General features: G+C 69.1%; 28 protein-coding genes. 9 read left to right on the top strand and 19 right to left on the bottom strand.

The annotated features are described in order from the left end of the window. Positions 1 to 60 precede the first annotated feature (60 nt). Both J7500_RS04885 and J7500_RS04880 read left to right on the top strand, forming a co-directional pair. Positions 61 to 1,092: a GGDEF domain-containing protein gene (locus J7500_RS04885; RefSeq protein ID WP_294060367.1), complete on the top strand. Its 1,032-nt coding sequence runs from the start codon at positions 61 to 63 to the stop codon at positions 1,090 to 1,092. A 516-nt stretch (positions 1,093 to 1,608) separates the two neighbouring features. After that, a complete protein-coding gene (locus tag J7500_RS04880; protein WP_294060365.1) occupies positions 1,609 to 2,466 on the top strand; it encodes an SDR family oxidoreductase in 858 nt (285 codons plus the stop codon). A gap of 127 nt (positions 2,467 to 2,593) precedes the next feature. Here the strand turns inward: J7500_RS04880 and J7500_RS04875 are convergent, their stop codons facing one another. The 3 genes from J7500_RS04875 to J7500_RS04865 are packed head-to-tail and all read right to left on the bottom strand — an operon-like array spanning position 2,594 to position 4,426. Then, positions 2,594 to 3,367, bottom strand: coding sequence for a ThuA domain-containing protein (locus J7500_RS04875; RefSeq protein ID WP_294060364.1), 774 nt, complete (start codon positions 3,365 to 3,367; stop codon positions 2,594 to 2,596). Between the two features lie 49 nt (positions 3,368 to 3,416). Then, positions 3,417 to 3,806 (bottom strand): SRPBCC family protein, encoded by a 390-nt coding sequence (locus tag J7500_RS04870; RefSeq protein WP_294060363.1) that lies wholly within the window; start codon positions 3,804 to 3,806, stop codon positions 3,417 to 3,419. Between the two features lie 2 nt (positions 3,807 to 3,808). After that, entirely contained in the window at positions 3,809 to 4,426 is a 618-nt protein-coding gene (locus J7500_RS04865) for a YbhB/YbcL family Raf kinase inhibitor-like protein (RefSeq protein ID WP_294060361.1), read from the bottom strand. Between the two features lie 210 nt (positions 4,427 to 4,636). On the opposite strand from J7500_RS04865, the gene J7500_RS04860 reads away from it, so the two are divergent. Beyond that, on the top strand, positions 4,637 to 5,032 hold the full coding sequence (locus J7500_RS04860; RefSeq protein WP_294060359.1) for a DUF5990 family protein: 396 nt from the start codon (positions 4,637 to 4,639) through the stop codon (positions 5,030 to 5,032). A 62-nt stretch (positions 5,033 to 5,094) separates the two neighbouring features. On the opposite strand, the gene J7500_RS04855 is transcribed toward J7500_RS04860, so the two are convergent. After that, positions 5,095 to 6,366: an aspartate kinase gene (locus J7500_RS04855; RefSeq protein WP_294060358.1), complete on the bottom strand. Its 1,272-nt coding sequence runs from the start codon at positions 6,364 to 6,366 to the stop codon at positions 5,095 to 5,097. A gap of 58 nt (positions 6,367 to 6,424) precedes the next feature. Here J7500_RS04855 and ubiG point away from each other — a divergent pair, with 58 nt between their 5' ends. Beyond that, positions 6,425 to 7,156 carry a bifunctional 2-polyprenyl-6-hydroxyphenol methylase/3-demethylubiquinol 3-O-methyltransferase UbiG gene (ubiG, locus tag J7500_RS04850; protein WP_294060357.1) on the top strand — a complete coding sequence of 244 codons (732 nt, stop codon included), beginning with the start codon at positions 6,425 to 6,427 and terminating at the stop codon, positions 7,154 to 7,156. 1 nt (position 7,157) lies between these two features. Here the strand turns inward: ubiG and J7500_RS04845 are convergent, their stop codons facing one another. Then, positions 7,158 to 7,721 (bottom strand): hypothetical protein, encoded by a 564-nt coding sequence (locus J7500_RS04845; protein ID WP_294060355.1) that lies wholly within the window; start codon positions 7,719 to 7,721, stop codon positions 7,158 to 7,160. A gap of 70 nt (positions 7,722 to 7,791) precedes the next feature. Continuing rightward, positions 7,792 to 8,163 (bottom strand): tRNA-binding protein, encoded by a 372-nt coding sequence (locus J7500_RS04840; protein WP_294060353.1) that lies wholly within the window; start codon positions 8,161 to 8,163, stop codon positions 7,792 to 7,794. A 68-nt stretch (positions 8,164 to 8,231) separates the two neighbouring features. On the opposite strand from J7500_RS04840, the gene J7500_RS04835 reads away from it, so the two are divergent. From J7500_RS04835 to purH, 4 genes are all read left to right on the top strand, one after another. Next, positions 8,232 to 8,420 (top strand): DUF3008 family protein, encoded by a 189-nt coding sequence (locus J7500_RS04835; protein WP_294060352.1) that lies wholly within the window; start codon positions 8,232 to 8,234, stop codon positions 8,418 to 8,420. Between the two features lie 80 nt (positions 8,421 to 8,500). Beyond that, a complete protein-coding gene (gene rpe, locus J7500_RS04830) occupies positions 8,501 to 9,160 on the top strand; it encodes a ribulose-phosphate 3-epimerase (protein WP_294060351.1) in 660 nt (219 codons plus the stop codon). Beyond that, positions 9,157 to 10,890, top strand: a complete 1,734-nt coding sequence (locus tag J7500_RS04825; RefSeq protein ID WP_294060350.1) for a heparinase II/III family protein — start codon at positions 9,157 to 9,159, stop codon at positions 10,888 to 10,890. Before rpe ends, J7500_RS04825 begins: the two co-directional genes overlap by 4 nt. Before the next feature lie 47 nt (positions 10,891 to 10,937). After that, positions 10,938 to 12,509, top strand: coding sequence for a bifunctional phosphoribosylaminoimidazolecarboxamide formyltransferase/IMP cyclohydrolase (purH, locus tag J7500_RS04820; RefSeq protein ID WP_294060349.1), 1,572 nt, complete (start codon positions 10,938 to 10,940; stop codon positions 12,507 to 12,509). A gap of 36 nt (positions 12,510 to 12,545) precedes the next feature. Here the strand turns inward: purH and J7500_RS04815 are convergent, their stop codons facing one another. The 4 genes from J7500_RS04815 to J7500_RS04800 all read right to left on the bottom strand — a co-directional run bounded on the left by J7500_RS04815 (position 12,546) and on the right by J7500_RS04800 (position 18,792). After that, positions 12,546 to 14,072: a lipopolysaccharide biosynthesis protein gene (locus J7500_RS04815; RefSeq protein ID WP_294060348.1), complete on the bottom strand. Its 1,527-nt coding sequence runs from the start codon at positions 14,070 to 14,072 to the stop codon at positions 12,546 to 12,548. Continuing rightward, the gene (gene polA, locus J7500_RS04810; protein WP_294060347.1) at positions 14,069 to 16,825 is read right to left on the bottom strand and encodes a DNA polymerase I; all 2,757 of its coding nucleotides are present in this window, start codon (positions 16,823 to 16,825) and stop codon (positions 14,069 to 14,071) included. Before polA ends, J7500_RS04815 begins: the two co-directional genes overlap by 4 nt. Positions 16,826 to 16,881: 56 nt before the next feature. After that, a complete protein-coding gene (locus tag J7500_RS04805; RefSeq protein ID WP_294060346.1) occupies positions 16,882 to 18,066 on the bottom strand; it encodes a serine hydrolase in 1,185 nt (394 codons plus the stop codon). Positions 18,067 to 18,255: 189 nt separating this feature from the next. Beyond that, positions 18,256 to 18,792 carry an NADPH-dependent FMN reductase gene (locus tag J7500_RS04800; RefSeq protein ID WP_294060345.1) on the bottom strand — a complete coding sequence of 179 codons (537 nt, stop codon included), beginning with the start codon at positions 18,790 to 18,792 and terminating at the stop codon, positions 18,256 to 18,258. 100 nt (positions 18,793 to 18,892) lie between these two features. On the opposite strand from J7500_RS04800, the gene J7500_RS04795 reads away from it, so the two are divergent. Then, positions 18,893 to 19,972: a CaiB/BaiF CoA-transferase family protein gene (locus J7500_RS04795; RefSeq protein ID WP_294060344.1), complete on the top strand. Its 1,080-nt coding sequence runs from the start codon at positions 18,893 to 18,895 to the stop codon at positions 19,970 to 19,972. Between the two features lie 66 nt (positions 19,973 to 20,038). On the opposite strand, the gene fliS is transcribed toward J7500_RS04795, so the two are convergent. The 9 genes from fliS to J7500_RS04750 are packed head-to-tail and all read right to left on the bottom strand — an operon-like array spanning position 20,039 to position 26,431. Beyond that, a complete protein-coding gene (gene fliS, locus J7500_RS04790; protein WP_294060342.1) occupies positions 20,039 to 20,437 on the bottom strand; it encodes a flagellar export chaperone FliS in 399 nt (132 codons plus the stop codon). 4 nt (positions 20,438 to 20,441) lie between these two features. Continuing rightward, positions 20,442 to 21,872 carry a flagellar filament capping protein FliD gene (gene fliD / locus J7500_RS04785; protein WP_294060340.1) on the bottom strand — a complete coding sequence of 477 codons (1,431 nt, stop codon included), beginning with the start codon at positions 21,870 to 21,872 and terminating at the stop codon, positions 20,442 to 20,444. Positions 21,873 to 21,914: 42 nt separating this feature from the next. Continuing rightward, positions 21,915 to 23,048, bottom strand: a complete 1,134-nt coding sequence (locus J7500_RS04780; protein ID WP_294060339.1) for a flagellar biosynthesis protein FlhB — start codon at positions 23,046 to 23,048, stop codon at positions 21,915 to 21,917. After that, complete coding sequence (gene fliR / locus J7500_RS04775; RefSeq protein WP_294060337.1) at positions 23,045 to 23,818, bottom strand: flagellar biosynthetic protein FliR; 774 nt, start codon at positions 23,816 to 23,818, stop codon at positions 23,045 to 23,047. Before fliR ends, J7500_RS04780 begins: the two co-directional genes overlap by 4 nt. A 34-nt stretch (positions 23,819 to 23,852) precedes the next feature. Continuing rightward, on the bottom strand, positions 23,853 to 24,122 hold the full coding sequence (fliQ, locus tag J7500_RS04770; protein ID WP_294060336.1) for a flagellar biosynthesis protein FliQ: 270 nt from the start codon (positions 24,120 to 24,122) through the stop codon (positions 23,853 to 23,855). Between the two features lie 2 nt (positions 24,123 to 24,124). Beyond that, positions 24,125 to 24,934, bottom strand: a complete 810-nt coding sequence (gene fliP / locus J7500_RS04765) for a flagellar type III secretion system pore protein FliP (protein WP_294060334.1) — start codon at positions 24,932 to 24,934, stop codon at positions 24,125 to 24,127. After that, positions 24,931 to 25,185, bottom strand: a complete 255-nt coding sequence (locus J7500_RS04760) for a flagellar biosynthetic protein FliO (protein ID WP_294060332.1) — start codon at positions 25,183 to 25,185, stop codon at positions 24,931 to 24,933. Before J7500_RS04760 ends, fliP begins: the two co-directional genes overlap by 4 nt. Beyond that, a complete protein-coding gene (fliN, locus tag J7500_RS04755) occupies positions 25,182 to 25,481 on the bottom strand; it encodes a flagellar motor switch protein FliN (protein WP_294060331.1) in 300 nt (99 codons plus the stop codon). Before fliN ends, J7500_RS04760 begins: the two co-directional genes overlap by 4 nt. After that, positions 25,478 to 26,431: a flagellar motor switch protein FliM gene (locus tag J7500_RS04750; RefSeq protein WP_294060330.1), complete on the bottom strand. Its 954-nt coding sequence runs from the start codon at positions 26,429 to 26,431 to the stop codon at positions 25,478 to 25,480. Before J7500_RS04750 ends, fliN begins: the two co-directional genes overlap by 4 nt.

Genomic DNA, 26,431 nt, shown 5'->3' with positions numbered 1-26,431 from the left:
CGCAGGACACGAGCGGCAGGGCCGCGGGCGTTGATGAAGTTCGATAGAGGTAGATGAGCTATGGCCGGGGCGAGGGCCGTCAGGTGGGCAAGCGGGAATGATCCCGCGCGCGACCTGTACGACCGCATCGGAAAATTCCTGTTCGAACAGCGGCTGGACGTGAATCCAGCCAATTTCGCCTTTGCCTACCACCTCCTTGCCGAACCCGACGGTCCGCTCGCCCGTGCCGTCCAAGCGCTCACCGACGGCGGGGTTCGCCTGACGCAGCGCGACATCGAGACGCTCGGATGCGAGGTTCAGCCGGCGGAGGGAAGCCAGACCGCCGCGAAACGCGCCGAGGGACTGGTCGCGCAGACCCAGATGCAGGTCGAGGGATTCGCCGACATCGTCACTGCAATGCGCGCCGAGACCGAAGGCTTCGGCCGCGACCTCGAGGCGAGCGCGGCGGCGATCTCGCGTTCGGCAGGCACGCGTTCGGCGGCGGTCATGGTCGACGAGGTCGCCGGCATTACCGCGGCGATGCTCCGGCGGGTACGCACCGCCGAGGCGCGGCTCGAATCGGCTACGCGCGAAGCGAGCGAACTGCGTCAGAAGCTGGAGGAGGCGCGCGACAATGCGCGGCGCGATCCGCTTACCGATCTTCCCAATCGTCGCGCATTTGAGGAAGCCTTTGCGGCCCAGGCGACGGCGGGGGAGCGGCTGTGCGTGGCGGTGTGCGACGTCGACCATTTCAAGTCGGTAAACGACCGGTTCGGCCATGCGGTGGGGGATCGGGTGCTAAAGGCGATCGGCGAGGCGCTGAGCGCTTCCTGTCCGGGCCACCTCGTCGCGCGCTACGGCGGCGAGGAGTTCGCGGTGCTCTTCTCGGGCGTGTCGATCGATACCGCGCGCCGAACGCTCGACGCGGCGCGCGCGACCGTCTCCACCAAGCGCTACCGTCTGCGCGAAAGCGACGAGCCGCTGGGCGAGATCACTTTCTCGGCGGGCCTGACCGACGCGGCCGGCGGCGATTACAACAGCGTCTACCAGCGCGCCGATCGCCTGCTCTATGCGGCCAAGACCGCGGGCAGGAACTGCCTCCAGGTCGGCTGACCGATTCCGGACGATAGTGTCCGCTTATGGTTAGTAGTTTTCACCAATTTACAGCGGGAATTTTCCCAACCCGCGCGGCACTGCGCACCCACGTCCAGTGAATTCAATCACTTAGAAAATTGGCACACCCCTTGCGAAACATCGAGCATCGGCCGCCGGATGGTCCGGGACGGCCGGGAAGACCAGGGAGTGTTTACAATGACTGTTCGTCTCGACTCGATCCAGCGTTCGGTTGCCGTGCTCGGCGCCGTGTTTCTCACCACCGCGATGGTGTTCTTCTCCACGCCCGTCATCCCCATCGCGTGATGCGGGCGCAGGACAAGGGAAGGATCGGAATGGCCGTGGGCCTGATGACCGGGCTGGCGCTCTCCGCGCTCGCCATCGCCACCGTCGCAGCCAGCGGCGCGCAGGGTTCCGGCCTGATCGGCTGAACCCGGCGCCGCGGCGGCGAAGCGCGGAACCCCAGGCGTTCCGCACCGGTTTCTCCGGGCAAAGACCTCCATGGGAGCGAGCCCGATGAGCGAGACCGAAACCGTCGAAATGATCCACGAGGACGCGCTGCCCGGACACGAGAGCGCGCTCGAGCCCAAGCCCGACTGGGAGCCGCGCTATCCCGGCTCCGGCCGGCTCAAGGACAAGGTCGCAATCGTGACCGGCGCCGACAGCGGGATCGGCCGCGCCGTCGCCGCGCTGTTCGCGCGCGAGGGCGCCGACGTCGCTATCCTCTATCTGTGCGAGCACGACGACGCGGCCAAGACCGCCGAGATCGTCCGCGGCGAGGGGCGCGAGGCGCTCACCATCGCCGGCGACCTGGGCGAGAAGGACTTCTGCGAACGCGCGGTCGCGCAGGTGATCGAGAAGTTCGGCAGGCTCGACGTGCTGGTGAACAACGCCGGCGAGCAGCATCCCGACAAGGATATCACCGACATCACCGAGCAGCAGCTCAAGCGCACCTTCCAGACCAACATCTTCTCGATGTTCTTCCTGGTCCAGGCGGCGATGCCGCACCTCAAGCCGGGCGCGTCGATCGTGAACTGCACGTCGATCACCATGTACCAGGGCTCGAAGGAGCTGCTCGACTATTCGAGCACCAAGGGCGCGATCACGGCCTTCACGCGCAGCCTTTCGGAAAATCTGATCGAGAAGGGCATTCGCGTGAACGCCGTCGCGCCGGGGCCGATCTGGACGCCGCTGAACCCGATGGGCGGCGCGAGCCCCGAGAAGCTGGAGAAATTCGGCGAGAACACGCCGATGGGCCGGCCGGGCCAGCCCAACGAAGTCGCGCCGAGCTTCCTGTTCCTCGCCTGCGAGGACGCGAGCTACATGTCGGGCCAGGTGCTCCACCCGAACGGCGGCACCGTGGTCAACGGCTGAGGGCGGGCCAGCCAATCCTCCCCGTCAGGGCGTGCCGAAGCGACGAATTGCTGAACGGGGCGGCGGGCTTCCTCCCCCTTCGCCACGCTGCGCATGCCACCTCCCCTGGCGGGGGGGAGGATTGCATCTATTCGGCTCGGGGGCCTTGGCGCCGCAGTACCCAGTCGATCCCGCCTTCGAGGTGCTGGAGGAACCAGGGTTCGGCGAAGCTCTCGGCGGTGTGCCCCATCGCCGTGTAGAAGACGCGACCGCCTTCGAATTCCTGCGCCCAGGCCATCGGCTTGGGGCCAGTTTCCTCCTCGCCGATCGAGGCGGGGTCGAGCGTGGCGACGACCCGAGCGGTGGGCTGGCCCTCGAAATAATACCATTCGTCGGTGCGCCGCTGGGGCGAGGAGAGGCCGCGCGCGGCGGGATGGCGCGGCTCGGCGATCGTCACCACGCCGCTGGGCGTTCCCTTGGGATGATGCTGGAACCAGCCGCCGATCATCCGCCCGTACCACGGCCAGTGATAGTGCGAGTCCGATGCCGCATGGATGCCGACGATGCCGCCGCCGCGGTGGACGAAATCCTGCAGCGCAGTGCGCCGATCGCCGACGAACCACTCGCTGGCAGGATCGTCGCGGCGCGTGGTGTTGCTCACCAGCACGATCGCCTGGAAGCCGCGCAACCTCTCGGTGCTGAACACTGCGGGGTCCGCGCTGGCGACGACGTCGAAGCCGCGCCGCTTGCCCATCGCCTCCAGCGCCGCGACGCCCGCCTCGATCGAGGCGTGCCGGAAACCGGTCGAATACGAAAAGACGAGAAGGCGCGGCTTGGACGCGGGAGGCGCGCTCGCCGCCGAGGCGGCAAGGCCGAGCATGGCCGACAGCAGAAACAACAGACGCACGACGGCCTTTGGCATGGATCGTCCCTCCCCTCACTCGATTGCGGGGGAGGTTAACACGCTCTCGCTACCCCGAAAGCCCCCGTTCGATCGCCGCCGTTCCGGCCTCCATCCGCGCGTCGATGAAGGGCGCGAGCTCGTCGGGGAGGAGGTCGGTGACCCAGTCGATCCGGCTCGATTCGGCATCGAGCGGCACCACCTGCATCGACGCATGATGGAATTTCGACTTGCCGCCGACCGCGGCATAGCTCAGCCGCCGGTGCGCATCGTCGCAGGAGACCAGCATCTCGCGCACCGAGCCGCCATCGGCGAAATGGACGACCCGGTCGCCCTCAACGATCTCGCACGCGGAGACGAAGCCCGGCGCGAGCGCGGCGGGATCATCGAAGCGGCTGACCAGAGCCCAGGCCCGGTCGGCGCTCGCCGGCACGATCACCGACTTGAAGATCGCTGCCATGGCTAGACGCTCGCCACGCCGACGGCCGGGCCTGCCATCGCCTCTTCGCCGCGCGAATAAGTACCCGTGAGCAGCCCCGCGGCGAGCACACGCCCCGCCATCGCCTTGAGCACCGCGCCGCGCCCCGGCGTGTCGCCGGCATCGGGTCCGGGGCCGAGCGCGAAGAGCTGGAAGGCATAATGGTGCGCGCCGTGCCCGGTCGGCGGATCGGGGGGCAGCCAGCCTTCGCCGAGGAACGAGTTGCGCCCGACGTCGCTGCCGCCGGCTCCGCCGGCACCGTCCGGCCGGATCGCGCCTTCGCGAAGCTCGCCGTCGTGCGGCGGCAGGTTCCACACCAGCGCATGGACGAGCGGCTGGGGCGCAGGCGCGTCGGGATCCTCGACGATCAGCGCGAGCCGCTCGGTGCCTTCGGGAACGCCGGTCCAGAACAGCGGGGGCGAAAGGCCGTCGCCGTCGGCGGTGAAGCGTTCGGGCATGCGCGCGCCATTGGCGAAGGCGGGGCTGGCGAGATGCAGCGCCTCGAATGCGCCGAGATCGGACTGCGCGATCGCCAGCTTGCCCGCGCCCGCGCGCAATCCCTTGAGCGCGCTGCCGAGCCAGTGCGGAACATGTTCGAGCATGGGGCTCTCCGACGGTACCGCCCACCAAACCGGCGGGGCGGGAGAGCGTTCCTCGCCATGGCGCATCGGCCCCGTCGCAAGGCTCGGCTCCGGACTCATCAATCGCGGGCAGGAGTGGCTGGCGAGAAGGACCGTTCCGCTTCCCGGCTTCAGCGCACCAGGTTATGATCCCGCATGCCCGCCCCGGCTCAAGCCCTGGTCAAGCTCCGCATGATCATCGATTCGCCCGTAGCCGGCGTGGCTTACAGCCTGCAGGCGAAGGACGGAACGCCGCTGGATCCGAAATCATCGCGCGAGGGCGAGCCGCTCGTATTCGATTTTCCGGTCCGCGTAGGTCCCGGCCCCAGCTTCTTCGGCGATCAGGTACGCCGCGAAGGCCCGGAGCGGCGATTCGTGTATATTCGAGTCGGCCAGCTTGCCGGCGACCCTGCGTCACCCTGGTCCCGCCGGATCAAGATCGACATCCACGACATCGATGAAGACCTTCTCGATCGCGCAGCCGGAACCGGGGGCGTCATCGAGACCAGGATAACCGGCACCGCGAACGACGGCACCCCGAGCTGCGCCACGGTGCGGCCCATGGTTCGGCGTCTGGTCGAACGCTGACAGCGGCGCCGCAGTCGAACTATTTTCCCGCCGGTCCTGCACGAAACCGCCGGAAAGGCGCGTCAGGCGGCGGTATCCTCGGCGTCGAGGCCATAGGCCGTGTGCAGCACGCGCACGGCGAGCTCGGTCTCGTCCTCGTCGATCAGCACCGAGACCTTGATCTCCGAGGTGGTGATCGCCTGGATGTTGATCCCGCGCGCGCCCAAAGTCTTGAACATCGTCGCGGCGACGCCGGCATGGCTGCGCATGCCCACGCCCACCACCGAGATCTTGGCGACGCGCGTGTCCTGGAGCAGCTCGGCGAAGCCGATCTCGGCCTTGGACTGGTTGAGCGTCTCGATCGAGCGGGCGAGGTCGGCCGAAGGCACGGTGAAGGTCACGTCGGTAGCGCTCGCCGAACCCGCGCTCTGGTGCGCGATGTTCTGGATGATCATGTCCACGTTGATGTTGGCCTCGGCCAGCGGATTGAAGATCGACGCCACCGCGCCGGGCTTGTCGGGCACCGCGACCAGCGTGATCTTGGCTTCGTTCTTGTCGTGCGCGATGCCGGTGATGAGCTGGCTTTCCACGTCCTGAATCTCCTCTTCGCCCACGATCATCGTTCCGGGCAGCGTGTCCGCCATCGGCGCATTCTCGCCGGTGAACGACGACAGCACCTGGACACGGACCTGTTCCTTCATCGCCAGCCCCACCGAGCGCGTCTGGAGCACCTTGGCCCCGACGCTGGCGAGCTCCAGCATTTCCTCGTACGTAACCTTCTTGAGCTTGCGCGCCCTGGGCACGATGCGCGGGTCGGTCGTGTAGACGCCGTCGACGTCGGTGTAGATGTCGCAGCGATCGGCCTTGACCGCCGCCGCCACCGCCACTGCCGAGGTATCCGATCCGCCGCGGCCAAGCGTGGTGATGCGGCCCTCGTGCAGCCCCTGGAATCCCGGGATCACCGCGACTTCGCCCGCCGCCATGCTAGCGAGCAGTGGCCCGGTCTCGATGTCGCCGATCCGCGCCTTGGCGAAGGCGCCGTCGGTGTTGACCGGCAGCTGCCAGCCGAGCCACGAGCGCGCCGGCACGCCGATCGCCTGGAGCGTCATCGCCAGCAGCCCGCTGGTGATCTGCTCGCCGCTGGCCACCACCACGTCATATTCGCGTGGATCGTAGAGCGAGCTGGCTTCGCGGCAGAAATTGACGAGCCGGTCGGTCTCGCCGGCCATCGCGGAGACGACAACCGCGACCTGGTTGCCTGCGTCCCACTCGCGCTTGACGCGCGCCGCGACGTTCCGGATACGCTCGATGCCGGCCATCGAGGTGCCGCCGAACTTCATCACGATGCGTGCCATGGCTGGTAGCTTGTTTCCGGGCCTTGGGAAGGATGGGGCGCCCTGATAGGAGGCGCGAATGGCTAGCGCAACCAAAGCAACGATTGACCCCGCCCAAGCTGAGCATTTCGGCAAGCTGGCGAAGGACTGGTGGGATCCCAGGGGATCCTCGGCGATGCTCCACCGGCTGAATCCGGCGCGGCTGGCCTATGTCCGCGAGGCGGTGGACGCGCATTGGGACGTCGATCCCGCCTCCTTCGCGCCGCTGGCGGGCCGCACCGCGATCGACGTCGGCTGCGGCGCCGGCCTGCTCACCGAGCCGCTCGCCCGGCTCGGCGCGCGCGCGACCGGAGTCGATGCGGCGCCCGAGAACGTGGGCGCCGCGCGCGCGCATGCCGAGGCAATGGGGCTGGATGTCGAATATGTCGCGGGTGGAATCGAGGATCTCGCCGGCCGCAAGTTCGATCTGGTCGTGTCGATGGAAGTGATCGAGCATGTGGCGAACCCGGCCAACTTCGTCGCCGGCCTGGCCGATGCGCTCGCGCCCGGCGGACTGATGATCCTCTCGACCCCCAACCGCACGCCGCTATCGCGGCTGGCGATGATCACCCTCGGCGAAGGCACCGGCGCGATCCCCAAGGGCACGCACGACTGGGAGGCGTTCCTGACTCCCGACGAGCTGAGCGCGCTGCTGGTCGGCGCGGGGCTGGAAGTCAGCAACCTGCGCGGGCTGGGCTTCTCGCCGGCGCGCGGCTTCGTGCTGAGCAACGACACCAGCCTGGACTATCTCGTCACCGCGCGGCGCGCCTGAGCTATTGCCCCAAATTGACCACCGCCACCGGGCCCAGGTCGATCACGTGCTTGCCGGTGTTGACGTGGAAGGCGGCCGCGAGCGCCCCGGCCGCATAGTCCTTGTCCGCCTTGCCGGAGACCTGGAGAAACTTCCATTCCGGGGTCACGTCGAAGCCCTTGCCGAAGATCGCGGTATAGGGCGCGGCCGAAAGCTGGATTTGGGCCGAAGCAAGTTTGGCGCTGGCAACACCGGCCTGGGCTTTGTCGAGCCGCACATAGAAGGCGAGGACGAGCTTGTCGCCCGCCTTGACGGGCTTGAGCAGGGGCACGTTGACGCCCATGCTCCACGGATTGCCTTCACCGCTCACCGGCAGGCGCAGCGCCTTGCCGCCCTGGACCGCCTCGTCCTTCACCAGCTTGGGCTTGGGCGCGAAGCCATAGGACTGGAAGCTTGCCGGGTTGGTGTTGTTGATCACCTTCTCCGCGAGCGCAGCGTCCTGGCTCTGCTGATCCTGCGCGATACCCGGCGCCGCGAACACCGCGGGCACTACCGCGGCGAGCGCCAATGCGACCTTCAGATGCATGATGTCCCCCTCCATCTTCTCGTTACGAGCGAGACTATGCCGCCGGGGAGCGTCGTCAACGAGGAATCGATCAGAACAGCCTGCCCCCATTCGGCACAGGCCGGCTGGGGTGGAAGAGCATCACCTTGCCCTCGGCATCGGGGAAGCCGAGCGTCAGCACTTCGGACATGACCGGCCCGATCTGGCGCGGCGGGAAATTGACCACGGCGGCCACCTGCATCCCCGGCAGGTTCTCGAGCGCGTAATTCTCGGTGATCTGCGCGGAGGAGCGTTTGCGCCCGATGGTGGGGCCGAAATCGATCACCAGCCGATAGGCGGGCTTGCGCGCCTCCGGGAAGGGCAGCGCTTCGACGATCGTGCCGACGCGGATGTCGACCGCCAGGAACTGGTCGAAGCCGATCGTCTCGGCAGCGGGGGCGGCGGGATCGTGCGTGACGTGCATGGGTACCTCTTTGGGGGAACGAGTGCGGCACGATCCCGGTTGATGCCGTGCAGTCAAGGAGCAAAACCATGCCAGCCAAATCCGCAGCCCAGCAGAAGGCGGCCGGCGCCGCCCTCTCCGCCAAGCGCGGCGACACGCCCAAGTCCGAGCTCAAGGGCGCGTCGAAGCAGATGGTCGAATCGATGACCGAGAAGGAGCTCGAGGAACTCGCCCACAGCAAGCGCAAGGGCAAGCCCGAGCATGTGAGCAAGGATTAGAGCCCGCCCGAGTCCCCGATCGGGCGAGCCGCGGCGCGCAGCCGGTTGCGCGCGACTCGGGCCATGCTAAGGACCATGGCATGGCCGCCGTCCGCATCGCACCCTCGATCCTCTCCGCCGACTTCGCGCGGCTGGGAGAGGAAATCCGCGCCATCGACGCCGCCGGCGCCGACTGGATCCATGTCGACGTGATGGACGGGCATTTCGTGCCCAACATCACGATCGGGCCGGGGGTGATCAAGGCGCTGCGCCCGCACACGAGCAAGCCGTTCGACGTGCATCTGATGATCGCGCCGGTCGACCCGATGCTCGCTGCCTTCGCCGATGCGGGCGCCGACACCATCTCGGTCCATCCCGAGGCGGGGCCGCATCTCCACCGCACGCTCCAGACGATCAAGGCGCTGGGCAAGCGCGCCGGCGTGGTGCTCAATCCCGCGACTCCGGTCGACGTGGTCGAGCATGTGATGGACCTGGTCGACCTGATCCTGGTGATGAGCGTCAACCCGGGCTTCGGCGGGCAGAAGTTCATCGAGAGCCAGCTTCCCAAGATCACCGAGCTCCGCCGCCGCATCGAGGCGAGCGGGCGGGCGATCGACCTCGAGGTCGACGGCGGCGTCGACCGCGAGACCGCGCCGCGCGTGATCGCGGCGGGCGCCGACGCGCTGGTCGCCGGCACCGCCACCTTCACCGGCGGGCCAGACCGCTATGCCGCCAACATCGCGGCGCTAAGGGCGGGGTGAACGACCAGACGCCCGGCCCCGGCGCCGACGGGGTCGAGGAGGGCAAGCGGCTCATCCGCCTCGCGAGCGACCGCGGGCTGAGCCTGGGCGAGCGGCTGGCCGAGCGGCTGCAGCGCCTGACCTGGGGGACGCCCTTCCATGCGATGCGGCTGAAGGGCCGCCATCCGCTCAAGCTGATCGCAGTGCCCGAGGATCCCTTCTTCGGCGACATCGAGCGCGGGCGCGCGCTGCTCGAGGGCATGATGCTCTTCCAGGGCGAGCTGCGCGAGATCGAGGGGATCGACTTCGCGCGGCCCGACTGGACGCATCGCTTCGACGATTATCTGCAGAGCTTCGCCTGGCTGCGCGACCTGTCGAGCGTCGCGACGCGCGTCCATGCCGCGCCGGTCGCCGAGGCGATCCTGCGGCGCTGGCTCGCGGTGCACGGCGAGAAGGTGACCGACGGCGCGTGGCGGCCCGACCTCTGGGGCCGGCGCATCCTGTTCTGGACCGCGCACGCGCCGCTGATCCTGTCGGCGCCCGACCTGGTCTATCGCTCGAGCGTGCTCCACGCGCTCGCCCGCGGCGCGCGGCACCTCGATCGCGCGGCCGACCGGGCGCAGGCGGGCTCGGCGCGGATCGCGGCCTGGTGCGGGCTGCTCGCGGCGGGGCTGGTCATGCCCGGCGGCGACCCGCGGCGCGCGTTCGGCGAGGCGGGGCTGCGCCGCGCGCTCAGCCATTCGCTGTTCGAGGACGGCGGCGTGGTCTCGCGCTCGCCCGCCGCGCAGATCGACGCGATCCAGCTGCTGACGATGCTGGCCGAGAGCTATGCGACGCGGCGGCTCGAGGCGCCCGAGTTCGTGCTGGCGGCGCGCACCCGCGCGGTCGCGGCGCTGCTCGGCATCTGCCATGGCGACCGCGGGCTGGCGAGCTGGCAGGGCGCGGGGCCGATGGCGGGCGAGGCAGTCGACCAGATCATCGCGGCGACCGGGGTGCGCACGCGGCCGCTCAAGCAGGCGCGCGAATGGGGCTATCAGCGGCTCGCCGCGGGCAGTGCGGTGCTGATCATGGACGCCGCTCCGCCGCCGGTCGCGCGCGTGGTCGAGGGGGGCTGCGCCTCGACGCTCGCCTTCGAGCTTTCCGACGGGCCCGACCGGATCGTGGTCAATTGCGGCGGCGCGCGCGCAGGGCTGCGCCAGCTTCCCGCCGAGCTGATGGAGGGGCTGCGCACCACCGCGGCGCATTCGACTCTGGTGGTCGGCGACAGCAATTCGACGGCGATCCACCCCGACGGCACGCTCGGCCGCGGCGTCGTCGAAGTCGAGCTGGCGCGGCAGGAGACCGAGAACGGCAGCCGGGTCGAGGCGAGCCACGACGGCTATGTCCGCCGCTTCGGCCTGCTCCACCGTCGCGTGCTCGCCATGTCGCACGACGGGCGCGACGTGCGCGGCGAGGATATGCTGCTCCCCGCCGACCGGCGCCGGCGCAAGGGCGACACGGGCTTCGCAGTGCGCTTCCACCTCCATCCGCAGGTCGAGGTCACCCCGACCGCCGACGGCCAGGCGGCGATTCTGCGCACCGCCAATGGCCGGCTGTGGCAGTTCCGCTGCAAGGGCGGCGCGCTGGCGACCGAGGACAGCGTCTGGATCGACGCGCGCGGCCGCGCGGTGCCGAGCCGCCAGCTCGTCATCGCCGCCGAGACCCCCGCGGGCGGCGCCAATGTGAGCTGGCTCTTCCACCGGGCGAAATGACGCCGAGGGGTTGCCACCCGCCCCTCGATCCTTAGAGGGAGCGGGCCATGGACCAGGTACAGATCAAGCGCGCGCTCCTTTCGGTCTCGGACAAGACCGGAATCGTCGAACTCGGCCAGGCACTGGCTGCCCAGGGAGTCGATCTCGTCTCCACCGGCGGCACCGCCAGGGCACTGCGCGACGCGGGGCTCCCGGTGCGCGACATCTCGGACCTGACCGGCTTCCCCGAGATGATGGACGGCCGCGTCAAGACGCTGCACCCCAAGGTGCACGGCGGGCTGCTGGCGGTGCGCGACAATCCCGAGCATGTCGCCTCGATGCAGGAGCATGAAATCGGCGCGATCGACCTGGTCGTGGTCAATCTCTATCCCTTCGCCCAGACCGTCGCGCGCGGCGCCGGGCGCGAGGAGATCATCGAGAATATCGATATCGGCGGCCCGTCGATGGTCCGCTCGGCCGCCAAGAACCATGAATCGGTCGCGATCCTGACCGACCCGACCGATTACCCGCTGGTCCATGGCGGCAGCACCACGCTCGAGCAGCGCCGCCGCTTTGCGATGAAGGCCTATCAGGCGACCGCCGCCTACGACGCCGCGATCGCGGGCTGGTTCGCGCATGTCGACCAGGGCGAGCGCTTCCCCGACAGCGTCTCGGTGCCGATGATCAAGCAGGCCGAGCTGCGCTACGGCGAGAATCCCCACCAGATCGCGGCGCTCTACACCCAGGCATCAGGCGGGGTGAACGGCATCGCGCAGGCGAAGCAGGTCCAGGGCAAGGAGCTCAGCTACAACAACTACAACGACGCCGACGCCGCGCTCGAGCTGGTCAGCGAGTTCCGCGACGGCCCGCCGACGGTGGTGATCGTCAAGCACGCCAACCCGTGCGGCGTCGCGAGCGCCGACACGCTGATCGAGGCCTATCAGGCGGCGCTGGCGTGCGACTCGGTCTCGGCCTTCGGCGGGATCATCGCGGTCAACCGCCCGCTCGACGGGCCGACCGCGGAGGCGATCTCGGGCATCTTCACCGAAGTCGTCGCCGCGCCCGACGCCGACGAGGCCGCCCGCGAAGTCTTCGCGCGCAAGAAGAACCTGCGCCTGCTGCTCACCGGCGAGCTTCCCGACCCGGCGCGCCGCGGCCGCGCGATGAAGTCGATCGCCGGCGGATTCCTGATCCAGTCGCGCGACAACGGCATGATCACGCGCGAGGACCTCAAGGTCGTCACCAAGCGAGCGCCGAGCGATCAGGAGCTCGCCGACTGCCTCTTCGCCTGGACCGTGGCCAAGCACGTCAAGTCGAACGCGATCGTCTATGCCAAGGGCGGCAGCACCGCCGGCGTCGGCGCCGGCCAGATGAACCGGCTGGAGAGCGCGCGGATCGCGGCGTGGAAGGCCAAGGACGCCGCCGACAAGGCCGGCTGGGCCGAGCCGCGGACGATCGGCAGCGCCGTCGCGTCGGACGCCTTCTTCCCCTTCGCCGACGGACTGCTCGCGGCAGTCGAGGCGGGCGCCACCGCAGTGATCCAGCCGGGCGGCTCGATCCGCGACGAGGAAGTCATCGCCGCCGCCGACGCGGCGGGGCTGGCGATGGTGTTCACGGGAATGCGCCACTTCCGGCATTGAGCCATTCCTCCCCAGCTTGGCTGGGCAGGATTTGCTTCAGAGCTTCTCGGTCGCCGGCAGCGCGGGTACCTCCTCTTCCTTCGGGACCTTGCGGAAGAGCGCGCGGTCTTCGTCGTCGAAGCCGAACTTGATCATCACGAAGAGGAAGGTGATCAGGATCGCGGGCATGCCGAGGCTGAGCTCGGCCCATTCATATTGGTGCGGCAGCGACATGAAGGCCGAGCCGACCAGCGCCGCCACGCCGATCGCGACGAAGAAGCTGGGGCGGATGCTGATCACCGGCGCCTTGAGCATGGAGCGCAGCATGATCGCCTTCGCGGTCGATCCGAGCGTCACCGACAATGCGAGTGCCACTGCCGGGCCGGCCGCCTGGACCTGCTCGGGCCAACCCTCGGCGCGCGCGATCCCGATGAAGACGAAGCTCAGCACGATCTGGAGGAGCAGCACGCAGATCGAGATCATCAGATTGCGGTGGCGCGCCATATAGACGAGCGCCGTCTCGCACACCGCGCCGGTGGAGGCGAACACTTCGGCGACGAGCAGGATGCACAGCGCGCCGGCGCCGGCAACGAACTCGCGGCCGATCAGCCCCATCACGCCCTCGGCGGGAATGGCGAAGACGACGAAGAGGGCTGCCTGGGCGCTGATGACCCAGAAGCCCACCTGGCGGACCTGCTTGGCGACGGCCTTGCGATCATCAACCGCCAGGCTCTGGGTCACGACCGGGCCGAGGATCGGATCGAAGCTCGACTTCAATCGCTGCGGCACCGAGGCGACCTGCTGCGCCATATAATAGATGCCGACCACCGAGGGCGTGAAGAGCAGGCCCAGGATGAAACGGTCGACGTTGCGCGTCCCCCATTCGATCGCATCGGCGCCTGCCAGCGGAGCGTTGCGCCGGGCGAGCCCCACGATCTCGACCAGCCGCGGCCGCCAGCCGCGCGGCAGGCCATATTCCTTGAGGAACGGCACCACCGACGCGATCACCGCCGCGGTCATCGACAACACATAGGCGAACATCAGCCCGTCGCGCGCCGAGACATAGGAGAAGATCCAGGCCGCGATGCTGATCGTCCAGGGTTCGATGATCGCGCGCGCCGTCACCGAGGCGCCGATATTGTGCCGATAGGCGAGCGCGGCGAGCGTCACGTCCGAGATCGCGATCGCGAACACCACCAGCGGCAGCAATCGCTCGAGCCCCATCACCGGGCTGTTGGGGAAGAGCGCCTGGGGAAAGGCGATCAGCACCGCGCTCGCCACCGCCGAGGCGCCGAGCGCGACGGTCAGCGCGTCCCATACGACGTGCGCATGCGGGCGATCGGTGGCGGCCAGCGCCTGCGCGAGCCCGCGCTTCAATCCCAGCGTCGCGATCAGCGCGGCGACTTCGATCACCAGCACCGCGATCGCATAGCGGCCGACGATGTCCGGCCCGTAGGCGCGACCGGCGATGAACAGGAACGGAAGCCGCGCGGCCAGGCGCAGGATGAAGCCGAGGATGTTGGTTCGCCCGCCCTTGGCGAGCGTGTTGATGTCCTCGCCTGCGGCGGCCGCTGCTTCGGTCAATGCGCCGCGCCCCAGCTCGGGCCTACGCCGATCTCGACGCCGAGCGGGACCGTGAGCTTGATCGCCGGCTCGGCGGCAGTGGCCATGACGTGCGCGATGATCGGCCTGGCTTTCTCCACGTCGCCTTCCGGCAGCTCGAAGACGAGCTCGTCGTGCACCTGCATCAGCATGCGGACGTTGGGCAGCCCGGCCTCGGCGAGCGCGGGACCCATGCGGGCCATGGCGCGCTTGATGATGTCGGCGCTGGTGCCCTGGATCGGTGCATTGATCGCGGCGCGCTCGCTACCGGCGCGCTCGTTGGGATTGGCCGCCTTGATCCGCGGGAAATGCGTCTTCCGACCGAACAAGGTCGTCGTGTAGCCGCGCGCCTTGGCTTCGTTGAGCGTGTCGGCGATGTAGCGGTTGATGCCGGGGAAGCGCTCGAAATAGCGGTTGATCATCGCCTGCGCCTCGTCGGGCGTGACGTCGAGCCGGCCGGCGAGGCCCCAGCGCGAGATGCCGTAGAGGATCGCGAAGTTGATCGTCTTGGCGCGCCCGCGCGTGTCGCGATTGACTTCGCCGAACAGCTCCATCGCAGTCATGTTGTGGATGTCGTCGCCGCGCGCGAAGGCGTCGCGCAGCGCCGGCACGTCGGCGATGTGCGCGGCGAGGCGCAGCTCGATCTGCGAATAGTCGGCGGCGAGGATGACGTTGCCCGGCTCGGCGACGAACGCATCGCGGATCTGGCGGCCGACCTCGGTCCGGATCGGGATGTTCTGGAGGTTGGGATCGGTCGACGAGAGCCGCCCGGTCTGCGCGCCGGTGAGGCTGTAGCTGGTGTGGACGCGCCCGGTCTCGGGGTTGATCTGTGCCTGCAGCGCGTCGGTGTAGGTCGACTTGAGCTTGGTGAGCTGCCGCCAGTCGAGCACCTTTGCGGCCATCACCCGGCCGGGCGAATCCTTGTCCGCGGCGATGCGCTCGAGCTCGTTGACGTCGGTCGAATAGACGCCCGACTTGCCCTTGCGCCCGCCTTTGATCCCCATGCCCTCGAACAGCACGTCGCCAAGCTGCTTGGGGCTGCCGATGGTGAACTTGAAGCCGGCGATGCCGTGGATCTCCTCCTCCAGCGCGGCGATCTGCTTCGAGAAATCGTCCGACAGCCGCGCGAGCACGCCCGCGTCGACCTTCACGCCGTGGCGCTCCATGCCTGCAATCACCGAGACGAGCGGGCGATCGACCATCTCATAGACGCGCGTGACGCTCTCATAGGCGAGCCGCGGCTTGAAGCGGCGCCACAGGCGGAGCGTCACATCGGCGTCCTCGGCGGCGTAGCGCGTGGCCGAGCGCAGATCGACCTGGTGGAAGCCGAGCTGCTTCTTGCCGGTGCCGACCACCTCCTTGAACGCGATGCACGAGTGCGAGAGGTGCGTCGCGGCGAGCTCGTCCATGCCGTGGCCGTGGAGACCCGCGTCCAGATCGAAGCTCATCACGATCGTGTCGTCATAGGGCGCGACGTGGATGCCGCGGCGCGCGAGGACGATCAGGTCGTATTTGAGGTTGTGGCCGATCTTGAGGACGGCGGGGTCCTCGAGCAGCGGCTTCAGCCGCGAAAGGACGACATCGGCGTCGAGCTGGACCGGCTTCTCGGCGAACATGTCGCTGCCGATATGCGCCAGGGGAATGTAGCAGGCCTTGTTGGGCGCCAGCGCGAGGCTGACGCCGCACAGGCCGGCGCGCATCGCGTCGAGCTCGGTGGTTTCGGTATCGAGCGCCACCCAGCCCTGCGCCGTCGCATCGGCGATCCAGCGGTCGAGCGCTTCCTCGGTGACCACCGTCTCATAGCCGTCGTGGTTGCAGGGCGGGTCTTCCTCCAGCCCCGGCGCCTCGTGCGTCTCGACCGGCGCATCGGCGACCGCGGCGAGGCGGTTGAGCAGGGTGCGGAAGCCGTGATGCTCGAGGAAGGCGCGCAGCGGCGCCTCCGGAATGCCCTGGAGCTCGAGCGATTCGAGCGGATCGGGGAGCGGCACGTCGCAATTGAGCTCGACCAGTTTCCGCGAAAGCCGCGCCATGTCGGCATGTTCGATCAGGTTGTCGCGCAGCTTGCCGGGCTTCATCGACGGCGCGGCGGCGAGCACCGCCTCGACATCGCCATGCTCGAGGATGAGCTTGGCCGCGGTCTTGGGGCCGACGCCTGGGACGCCCGGCACATTGTCGACGCTGTCGCCCATCAGCGCGAGCACTTCGCCGAGTTTCTCGGGCCCGACGCCGAACTTCTGGAAGGTGTCGTCGGGGCCGAGGCGGCGATTGTTCATCGTGTCGAGCATGTCGACCGACGGATCGGTCATCAGCTGCATCAGATCCTTGTCGGAGCTGACGATGGTGACCGACCAGCCCTGCGCGAGCGCGGCCTTGGTGTAGCTGGCGATCAGGTCGTCCGCCTCCCAGCCCAGCTCCTCGATGCACGGCAGCGAGAAGGCGCGGGTGGCGTCGCGGATCATCGGGAACTGGGGGACGAGGTCCTCGGGCGCAGGCGGGCGGTGGGCCTTGTACTGGTCGTAGAGATCGTTGCGGAAGGTGTGCTCGCTCTTGTCGAGGATCACTGCGAGATGAGTGGGGCCATCGGCCTTGTTGAGCTCGTCGGCGAGCTTCCACAGCATCGTCGTATAGCCATAGACCGCGCCCACCGGCTCGCCATGCTTGTTGGTGAGCGGCGGCAGCCGGTGATAGGCGCGGAAGATGTAGCTCGAGCCGTCGACGAGGTAGAGATGAGGCATCGCGCCGGGATAGCCGAGCCGCCCGGCGGAACAAAGCCCTCAGGCGTTGCCGGCGATCAATTCAGCGCCTGGGCGTGCGCGATCGGCTGCGGCTGCAGCTGCGGCGCCTGCTGCTGGGCGAAGCGGAGCTGCTCATGGTGCGCGACCACAGTGCGCGCTACCGCCTGCATCAGCAGCTGGCGCTCGCGGATCGGCCGGGTGGTGTCGCCGATCATCACGGCAACCGCATAGGAGCGGCCGTCGGGCGCGGTGAGGATGCCGACGTCGTTGAAGCCGGCGGTGCGGCTCAGATAATCCTGGCCGGTGCCGGTCTTGTGGCCATATTCCCAGCCCGCCGGCACGCCGCCATGAATGCGCGCGCGGCCAGTGCGCGCGCCCGCCATGGTGCGCAGCAGCCAGTCGGTGGACGAAGCGGAGAGAATCTCGCCGCGCTTGAGACGGGCGAGCGCCATCGAGATCGCCTGGGGCGCCGCGCCGTCGGGCGGGCTGGCGACATAGGCGTCGAACGCCGCGCGCCGCACCGCGGGCGAGAGCCGCGCGCGGGCCTGGGCGAAGGCATTGCCCATCGAATATTCGGGGCGCCACTCGAGCCCCGCGGTGCCCGCCTGGAGGAGCTTCTCGCCGGGGCCGAAGCCGATCGCGCCGAGCTGCTTGCGTGCGATGAACTCGCGCACCGCCTGCGGGCCGCCGACGAGGCGCAGCAGCTTGTCGTTGCAGGTGTTGTCGCTCATCTGCATCGCGCGCTTCATGAGCTCGCCGACCGTGGTGGTATAGCCGCCCTCGCGCACCGCCAGCGCCGCGATCGGCTGGTGGAACAGCGTCAGATCGTTCTTGGTGACGGTGATTGGGTCGTCGAGCCGGATGCGGCCCTGGTCGACCTGATCGAGTACGGTCATCGTGACCCAGAGCTTGCTGACGCTCTGCTGCGGCAGGCGGCGCATCGCGGTGCCGCTGGCGGCGACCCAGCCGTCATCGACACTGGTCACCGCGACGCCGACGATCCCGCTGAAATCGCCGGTCAGCGCGGCGAGCGCATCGACCAGTTCGCGCGGCGCCGGCGCAGTCGGCTGGGGCGCCGCGGCGGCGGCCGGGATCGGCATCAGTACGCGGTAGCTGGGCGCGGGGAGATAGGCGGCGAGCTGGGCGCTCTGCGTGACCGAACAGCCGAGCAGGATCGCAGGGCCAAGCCCCGCCACCGTCAGCGCCCGCTCCAGCGATGAGAACCCCAGGAATTTCTTCACGTTTGCAGCCCCTTGCCTAGGATTCAACATGCGCCCGAGGCGTCGGATAGCAAAGTCCGGCGAGTCCCGTATGCGACGAACGCGGTGGCTACAGCGACGAACCGTGAACGTCCACGAAACAAAGCCGGCTCTTCCACGAGATAGAACGCGCCAACGGCGCCGTTGCTCCGGCGCAACGATCGTGCGCCGTCAGCGCTTCAGGAAGTCGAGCAGCTGGCCGACCATCACGTCCATCTGGCCGCTGCAGCGATCGATGCAGTCGCCCGGCTCGGCGACGTTGATCGCGAGCCCCATCGGCGTGGGCCAGCCGCGCAGCGAATGGGTGATGGTGCGCAGCGCGTGCAGCGTCGAGACCGCCGCCTGCCAACCGCCCGCGGTTGCGATCAGACCGACGGGGACGCCGTCGAAATAGACGCGCTCGTCGGTGCGCAGCTGCTCGACATAGTCGAGCGCCGTCTTGACCAGGCCGGAAAGCGTGCCGTGATAGCCCGGCGAGCCGACGATCACGGCGTCGGCGGTGCGCAGCGCGGCGAGATAGCGCGCGACCGCCGGATTGTTCGCAGCGATATCGGGCTCGTAATGCGGGAAGGCGATGTCCTCGCCGGTGAGCAGCGTCGTGCGGGCGCCGCGCGCCTCGGCCTTGGCCAGCGCCGCGGCGAGCAGCTTTCCGGTCGCCGATTCGGGCCGCAGAGTTCCACCAAGGGCGACGACATGAGGTGCAGGCATCGCGGAGGCGCTAGCCCAAAGCGCGCGCGGATGCCAGCATGGCGCGTGACGCGTTCGTGCGCGCCGCTATGCTCGGCGCGCACGCTGCAGGGGGACCGCGATGGTGGAAGCGAGGCACGGGCCGCTGGCGGGGGTTCGGATCGTCGAGCTCGACGCGCCGGGCGCGATTCCCTTCGCCTGCATGCTGCTCGCTGACATGGGCTGCGACGTGGTGCGCATCCCGCGACCGGGCGGCGACGAGCGAATCGCCCAGCCGCTCTACCGCGGCCGCACGGTGATCGAGCTCGATCTCAGCCGCGTCGCCGAGCGCGAGCAGGCGCTGGCGCTGATCGCCCAGGCCGACGGCGTGGTCGAGGGCTTCCGCCCCGGCGTGGCCGAGGAGCTCGGGCTCGATCCGGCGCGCTGCCTCGCGCTCAATCCGCGGCTCGCCTATGGCCGGGCGAGCGGCTGGGGGCGCGAGGGGCCGCTGGCGGGGACCACCGGCAACGACATCAACCATCTGGCACTGTCGGGCGCGCTCCATGCGATCGGCCCCGCCGCGACGCCGGTGCCGCCGCTCAACCTGCTCGGCGAATATGCCGCGGGCGCGCTCTACCTCGCGCTCGGCATGGTCGCGGCGATCCTGTCGGCCCAGGCGACCGGGCGGGGCCAGGTGGTGGAGGCGGCGCAGACAGACGGGCTCGCCTCGCTGATGACGCTCTATTACGCGCTGCACGAGGGCGGACGCTGGACCGACGCGCGCGCGACCAACATGATCGACGGCGGCGCGCCCTTCTATCGCTGCTATGCGTGCGCCGACGGCCGGCATGTCGCAGTCGGAGCGATCGAGCCCCAGGCGTTCCACGCGCTGTGCGAAGGCCTGGGCATCGATCCCCGGCGCTACAATCCCTATCACCGCAGCCGCTGGGCCGCGCTGACCACGGTGCTGTCCGAGGCCTTTGCGACCCGGACGCGCGACGAATGGGCGGCGATCTTCGCGGCGGGGACGGCGTGCGTGACGCCGGTAATGTCGCTCACCGAGGCGCCGCTCCATCCGCACAACCGCGCGCGCGGCACTTTCGTCGAAAGCGGAGGCGCGGCCCAGCCCGCCCCGGCGCCGCGCTTCTCGGCCACGCCGGCCAAGGCGGGGGACGAGGGCCTGTTCGAGACGGTGGAGCAAGTGCTGGGGCGCTGGGGCTAGGCCCATCAACATTTAGCCTGACGCGCTCCCCTCCCTGCTCACGGGGAGGGGTGGTGACCGTCCGTCCTAATCCCGCACGCTCGCCCAGGCGGCGGCGATTTCGTCGAGGCTTTGCGCCGCGTCTCGAAAGGGCCCGGGGTCGCTGCCGAGGCTGGCGGCGAGAATCTGCTGGCGCAGCCCGTGATAGAAGGTCGCCAGCGTGCGCGCGACGTCGCCGCCGCGATCGAAATCGAGCCCGGCCTCGAGCGCAAACAGGATCGCAGTCGCGCGCGCGACGCGCTCGCTCTTGACCGCGAAGCCCCGCGTCTCGATCGCATGGGCCGCCGTGCGCAGCGCCGCGGAGCCCTCTTCGTAGAGCAGCGCGACAAGCCGGTGCGGATCGGCACCCGCGGTACGGCCGGCGAGGTCGATCTGGCGATAGGTGTTGGCAGGGTCGGCCGCGAGCGCGGTTGCATAGCGCGTCATGACGTCAGTCCCGGGCGTTCCAGGCGTCGATCTGCTGCTGCAGGAAGCCCTGAGTCGATTTGTACGCCGCGACCCGCGCGTCCATCGCTGCGAATTGCTGCGTCATGCGCGTGCGGACCCGCTCGGTGTCGGCGAGCACGTCTTCCTTGTCGAGCGCGACCTTGGACTGCGCCTTGCCATAGTTGAGCAGGCTGGCTGCGAGCCCCGTCGCCTCGCCCGAGCCCAGCGCAGAGGTCTTGCCCGTCGCGCTGTCCGAGATCTTGCCGAGCGCGGCGGTGATCCCCGCGCCGGCCGCGAACATGGCTTCTAGCTGGTCGGGATAGTCGTTGAGCACCTTGGACAGCCGCGCGGTATCGACGCGCAGCGTGCCGTCGCGCTGGGTGGCGACGCCGATGTCGGCGAGCGCCGCAGGCGTGCCGGTGGGCGCGGTCGGGAGCAGCTTGGTGAGCGTCAGCCCCTTGAGCTGGCGCAGCAGGTCCTTGGCGGCGGGGTCGCCGCGCAGCGGGCCGGAGACCGGATCAACGGCATCCTTCGCCAGCTTGTAGACCTGGTTGTAGGCGTCGACGAAATTGGTGACCGCATCCTGGATCTCGGCGGTCGGGCGCGCGGTGCCGATCGACACCCTGGTGCCCGGCGCCGCGCTTGCCAGCTCGAGCCGCACGCCCGGGATCAGCCCCGAGATGGTGTTGACCGGATAGCCGACCTCGACGCCGTCGAGCGCAACGAGCGCGTTCTGCGCGGCGACGTTGATCGTCGATCCGGTGGCGGCGCGACCGATGTTCAGGCTCTCGAGGCCCGCGCTGCCGGTCAGCTCGAAAGCCTGGGACGCACCCGTGTTGCCCTTGAGCACGAGGCGTGCGCCGCTGCCGTCGGTGATGATCGACGCGGTCACGCCGGCCTTGGCAGCGTTGATCGCGTCGGCCACGCCCTGGAGCGTGTTGTTGCTCGAATCGATCGTGATGGTGACGGGCGCGGCGGGGCCGGCGGTGAAGCCGGTCATCGCGCCGTTCGCGACCGTGGCGGTGCCGAAACCAAGCGTGAGCGTGCCGGTGGCGACCGGGGCGGAGGCGCCGTTTGCGAAGGCATTGGTGCTCGCGACCTGACCCTGGGCGAGCTGGCGCACTTCGACGCTGGCGCTGACCTGGGCCAGGCTGGCGCCCGCCATCCGCGTCGCCTTGACGATGCCCGGGTTGGAGCTGGTCGGCTGGGTCGCGAGGGTTCCGCCCGCAGTGAGCTGCGCCAGCGCCGTCGCGAAGTCCGAGATGCCGCTCTTGAGCTCGCCCGCCTTGGAGATCTGTGCGGTGAGCGTCTCTTGCCGCGCTGTGATCGCGGCATTGCGATTGGCGAAACTGGCATCGACGAGCTGGCCGACCAGCGCGCTGATGTCGATTCCGGACCCGGTCCCCAGCGTCTTCGCGATCGATTCGATGGCCATGCAAAACCCCCGTTCCGATAAGCGGCCGCGAGGGCCGGGACTTTAGGCCGGACGCGCCACTTTCTTGCCGTTCTCGTCGAAAAGCGCGCTCGGCGGCACGCTGACCGGCGGCTGGCTGCCACCCGCCTTGCTGTTCACGCCGAAGACGAAGGCGAGCACGGTCGCGATCGCCAGATAGAGGTCGTCGCGAATCTCCTGGCCTTCGCGGCTGGTGTAATAGACCGCGCGGGCGAGCTGCGGATATTCGAGCACCGGCACGTCGAGCTCGCCGGCAAGCTCGCGGATCGCCAGCGCCGTCGCGCCGCGTCCCCTGGCGACCACCACGGGCACCTGGTCGCGGCCCTGGGCATAGCGCAGCGCCACTGCGAAATGGGTCGGGTTGGTGAGCACGACATGCGCAGTGGCGACCGACTTGCGGAAGCCGCCCTTCAATATCTCGTGCTGCCGCCGCCGCTGGGCGGCCTTGTTCTCGGGCGAGCCTTCGCTCTCCTTGTGCTCGTCCTTGATCTCCTGCTTGCTCATGCGGAGCTGGCTGAGGTGGCGGAGGATCTGGATCGGCACGTCGACGCCCGCGATCAGCAGCAATCCGCCCGCCATGACGAAGAGCAAAGTCACGAACTGCCCGCCGAGCGCGCTCACGGCCCCGGGGAGATTGGAAGCGACGAGGCCGAGCGACTGGGTGGTGATCGAACGCAGCATCCAGGCGCCGACCGCGCCGAGCAGCAGCACCTTGAGCAGCGACTTGCCCAGCTCGATCCAGCCGGTGGGACCGAAAATGCGCTTGAGCCCCGAGGCCGGATTGATTCGCGACGCCTTGGGCTGGAACAGCTTGTTGTTCCACTTGAGCGCGCCGAGCCCGGCCTGGCTGAGCAGCGCGGCGGCGATGCTGACGGCGAACAGCCCGGCGAGCGAAGGCACAAGCTTCCATCCCGCCGATACGATCGGGCGCAGCGGCTCGAAATGCTCGACGTCGGCACGGCCGAAGGAGAAGCTCGTCGTCATCACGTCGCGGCAGGCGGCGAGCAGCGATGGGCCGAGCATCGCCATCCAGGCGCAGCCGGCGAGCACGACCAGCGCCGTCGAGAGGTCGCGCGATTTGAGGAGCTGGCCTTCTTCCGCGGCCTTTTGCTTGCGCCGCGGTGTCGGGGCTTCGGTCTTCTCGCCGCCCTCGCTCATGCCCCGAGTACCAGACGCGGGGCCGCCTCGAGCGCCTCATGGACGATGACGAGCAGATAATCGCCCATCGCAGGGAGCGCGAGCAGGATCGCGACCACGCCCATGACGAGGCTCGCCGGCAAGCCGATCGCGAACAGGTTGAGCGCAGGCGCGGCGCGCGAGAGCATGCCGACGACGATGTTTAGGCAGAGCAGGATGAAGCCGACCGGCAGCGCGAGCAGCAGCCCGGCGAGAAAGGCATAGCCCCCGAACAGCGCGATGCCGAGCAGCCGCTCGGGCGCCAGCCAGGCGCCGGGGGGCATGACCTGATAGCTGCGCACGACCAGGTCGACGAGGACGAGGTGGCCCTCGACCGCAAGGAACAGCAGAGTCATCAGGATCGAAAGGAACTGGCCGAGCGCGGGTGTGCTGTGCCCGCTCGACGGATCGACTGCATTGGCGAAGCCCAGCCCCATCGACATGCCGATCACTTCGCTCGCCACCATCGGCGCGGCGAAGGCGATCTGGAGGACGAAGCCGATCGCGAGCCCGATCAGCGCCTCGGCGGCGACGGCGAGGAAGGTGGTGAGCGCGAAGACCTCGCCCGGGGGCTGGACATGGGTGGTGCCGAGCACCAGCACCCCGATCGCGCCCGACAGCGCAATCCGCGCAGGCAGCGGCACCGAGACCGCGCCGAACACCGGCGCTGCGACGAACGCCGCGCCGATCCGCACCATCGCGAACAGCAGCGCCCAGAGCTGCGGCTCGATCGCGAGGCCGAAGCCCATCATTGAATTCGCCTCCCGCCTGCGGGAGCCGGCGTGCTCACCGCACCAGCTCCGGCAGCCGCTCGAAGATGCTGATCGTGAAATCGCCGATCAGCCCGAGGATCATGCCCCCGAAGATCACCAGGCTGACCGCGACGACGATCAGCTTGGGGACGAAGGTCAGCGTCTGTTCCTGGATCGACGTCGCCGCCTGCACCATGCCGAGGATCAGGCCGGAGAGCAGCGCGGGGATGAGGATCGGCGCCGATGCCAGCGCGAGGATCCACATCGCCTCGCGCGCCGCGGTGAGGAAATAGTCCGCGTCCATGGCTAACTCGCGAAGCTCGAGGCGAGCGAGCCCATCGTCAGCGCCCAGCCGTCGACGAGGACGAAGAGCAGCAGCTTGAACGGCAGCGAGATGATCGTCGGCGACATCATCATCATGCCCAGGCTCATCAGCACGGTGGCTACGACGAGGTCGATGACGATGAAGGGCAGGAAGATCAGGAAGCCGATCTGGAAGGCGGTCTTGAGCTCGCTGGTCACGAAGGCCGGGAGCAGCACCGAATAGGGCACGTCGTCCGGGCCGGCGAAGGGGCCGGCCTTGGCCATGTCGGCGAACATCTTGAGGTCGCGGTTGCGCGTCTGCTTGATCATGAAGCCGTGGAGCGCCTCGCCGGTGCCCTGGATCATCTGCGTCGCGCCGATCTTTCCCGCCGCATAGGGCTGGATCGCGGCGCTGCTCGCCTGGTTGATCACCGGCGCCATCACGAAGAAGCTGAGGAACAGCGACAAGCCGATCAGCACCTGGTTGGGCGGAGTCTGCTGGAGGCCGAGCGCCTGGCGCAGGATCGCAAGCACGATCACGATGCGCGTGAAGCTGGTCATCATCAGCAATATGCCCGGCAACACGGTGAGCAGGCCCATGATGATGAGGACCTGGAGCGACAGGCTGAGCGGGGCATTGCCGCCGCCGAGATCGCCGAGCGCACGGTCGACGGCGTCGCCGAGGCCCGGAGTCGGCGCCGGTGCCGGCACGCCTTGGGCGAAGGCCGGGGCGGCGAACAGGATCGCGAAGCCGAGCAGGCCGACGAACAGCGCGGCGCGGCCGCCGATGGTACGCGGAGCCGCCAGCATCATGCGCCGGCCCTGTCGACTAGAGTGACGCCGGTGCGGCTCACCGAAACGAGCAGCTTGCGCCCCTCGAACTCGACCACCGCGAGGCGCAGGCCGGGCGAGAGCATCATCGTCTCCTTCACCTGCACCAGCCGCTCGCCCTGGCTCTTCGGCAGCCGGGCCTCGAGCTTGCGCCAGGCATAGAGGCAGCCGACCAGCAGCCCGCAGACGAGCGGGAGCAGGATGACCAGCTTGAGGATGTACGACCACATCATGCGCGCTGCGACCTTTTCTCGGGGCTCACCAGCTCGGTCATGCGCAGGCCGAACTTCTCGCCCACGGTCACCACTTCGCCGCGGCCGATCAGCGTGCCGTTGACGAACACGTCGAGCAGCTCGCCGGCGTCGCGGTCGAGCTCGATCACGCTCTCCTCGCCGAGCGCGAGCAGCTCGCGCAGGCTGAGCGAGGTCGAGCCGATCTCGACCGTCAGCTTGACGTCGACGTCCTGGAGCAGCCGGAAATTGGCCGCGACCGACGCGTCCACGGGAAATCCCCCCGTCATGTCGTTCATTGGAAATCCTCTTCGCTGAGCGGTTCGATCTGGGTGAGGCGAACGGCGGCGCGGCCGTTGGCGGTGCCCACCTGGCCGGTGCCGAGGCGGCGCTTCGCCACCATCACCGGAACCTCGGGGCCGAAATCGATCGGAAGCACGTCGCCGGCCTTGAGCTCTAGGAGCTGCCCGAGCGGAAGCACGGGCTCGGCGAGCACCGAGCGGACGGGCAGGCGGACCTGCATCACTGCGCGGGTGAGCGCGTTGCGCCATTGCGGCTCGACTTCGGTCGTCGCCGCCTTGACCTTGGCGGCGAGCGCGCCGCTGTGCGGCTTGAGGCCGGCCATCGGATAGACGAGGTCGACATAGGCGGGCGAGCGCGTGCCCTCGGCAAAGCCGAAGCGTGTGACCACGACCGGCTCGTCGGCGCCCCAGTCTGGCGCTGCCGCGACATTGGCGCTGAGGGCGGGCGCGAAGCCGACGCGCGTCACCGGCTCCCAAGCCGTCTCGACCGGGGCCGCTACCGCAGCGCCGAGCCGCGCGACCAGCGCCTCTGCGGCGGGCGTGAATTCGCTGGGCAGCGCGCCGGGCGCCTCGCCCTCGCCGCCGAAAAAGGCGTCGAGCATCTCGAGCACCAGCGCGGCGTCGAGCACCAGCTGCGCGCGCGCCTTGCCCATCGCGAGCGGCTGCCAGGCCGTGAGCATGTCGCCGCGCTCGGCGCGATAGTCGGCGAAGCGCTGGACCGAGACCGGCTCGGCCCAGGCGCGCAGCTCGCGGCGCAACATGGTCTCGAACACCGGCTTGAGCCCGCGCGCCAGCCGCGCACTCAGATGCTGGAGCGTGGCGAGGTCGCCGAACGGATTGGCGTCGCGCGCGCCCAGCACGGGCGAATGCGTCGCGGCGGGGCGCGGCCGCGCGCGGCGGTCCTCGCCCGCCTCCGGGGCCATAGTCGATGAAGGGCCGTTAACCAT

Origin of the sequence: Sphingomonas sp., from assembly GCF_017744835.1 — a bacterium.
GTDB lineage: Bacteria > Pseudomonadota > Alphaproteobacteria > Sphingomonadales > Sphingomonadaceae > Sphingomonas.
This window is presented reverse-complemented; position numbering and strand designations above follow the sequence as displayed.